Origin of the sequence: Pseudomonas akapageensis (assembly GCF_011355085.1) — a bacterium.
Classification (GTDB): Bacteria; Pseudomonadota; Gammaproteobacteria; order Pseudomonadales; family Pseudomonadaceae; genus Aquipseudomonas; species Aquipseudomonas akapageensis.
Genome location: NZ_VXCP01000073.1, coordinates 1 through 793, shown reverse-complemented (window position 1 = coordinate 793; position 793 = coordinate 1). Strand labels below are relative to the sequence as shown.

The 793-nt window shown below is 65.3% G+C and carries 1 protein-coding gene; it reads left to right on the top strand.

Annotated elements, in window-relative coordinates; genetic code table 11:
- Positions 1–61 precede the first annotated feature (61 nt).
- Positions 62–694, top strand: a complete 633-nt coding sequence (locus tag F2S13_RS28925; RefSeq protein ID WP_166367299.1) for a sarcosine oxidase subunit gamma — start codon at positions 62–64, stop codon at positions 692–694.
- Positions 695–793 lie beyond the last annotated feature (99 nt).

Below are 793 nucleotides of genomic sequence, written 5' to 3'. Positions count from 1 at the left end.
GCCAGCGATGAGGCCCGCATCGACAACACGGCAGCTCACAGAATTCAGAGACAGGTGTCCAATGACCACAGTCAACGTCTACCAACAACGCCCCACCAACGGCGCCAAGGCCGAATCGCCGCTGGCGCATGCCGACCTGGCCAGCCTGGTCGGCAAGGGCCGCAAGAACGCCGGGGTCACCCTGCGTGAAAAGAAACTGCTCGGTCACCTGACCCTGCGCGGCAACGGCCACGACCCGGCCTTCGCCGGCGGCGTGTTCAAGGCCCTGGGCCTGGAACTGCCGGTGGCCCTGACCGTCGTTGCCAATGACGAAATGTCGCTGCAATGGATGGGCCCGGACGAGTGGCTGCTGATCGTCCCCGGCGGCCAGGAAGTGGCCGTGGAGAACAAACTGCGCGAAGCCCTGGCCGGCCAGCACATCGCCGTGGTCAACGTCAGCGGCGGCCAGACCCTGCTGGAACTGAGCGGGCCGAAAGTCCGCGAAGTGCTGATGAAATCCACCAGCTACGACGTGCACCCGAACAACTTCCCGGTGGGCAAGGCGGTCGGCACGGTGTTCGCCAAGTCGCAACTGGTGATCCGCCGCACCGGCGATGAAACCTGGGAACTGCTGATCCGTCGCAGCTTCTCCGACTACTGGTGGCTGTGGCTGCAGGATGCAGCGGCGGAATACGGGCTGAGCATTCAGGATTGAGTTGAAAGTGCCCGGGCCCTGATCGGCCCGGGTCAACTTTCATTTCCACACCCCGTCGCACGGTGCTGCGGCCGCGGCGCCGCCCCGCGTAAGGTGCGG

What these genes read in the sequence shown, in the direction of transcription:
- F2S13_RS28925 (WP_166367299.1), top strand. Translation starts at nt 62, where the DNA reads ATGACCACAGTCAACGTCTACCAACAACGCCCCACCAACGGCGCCAAG.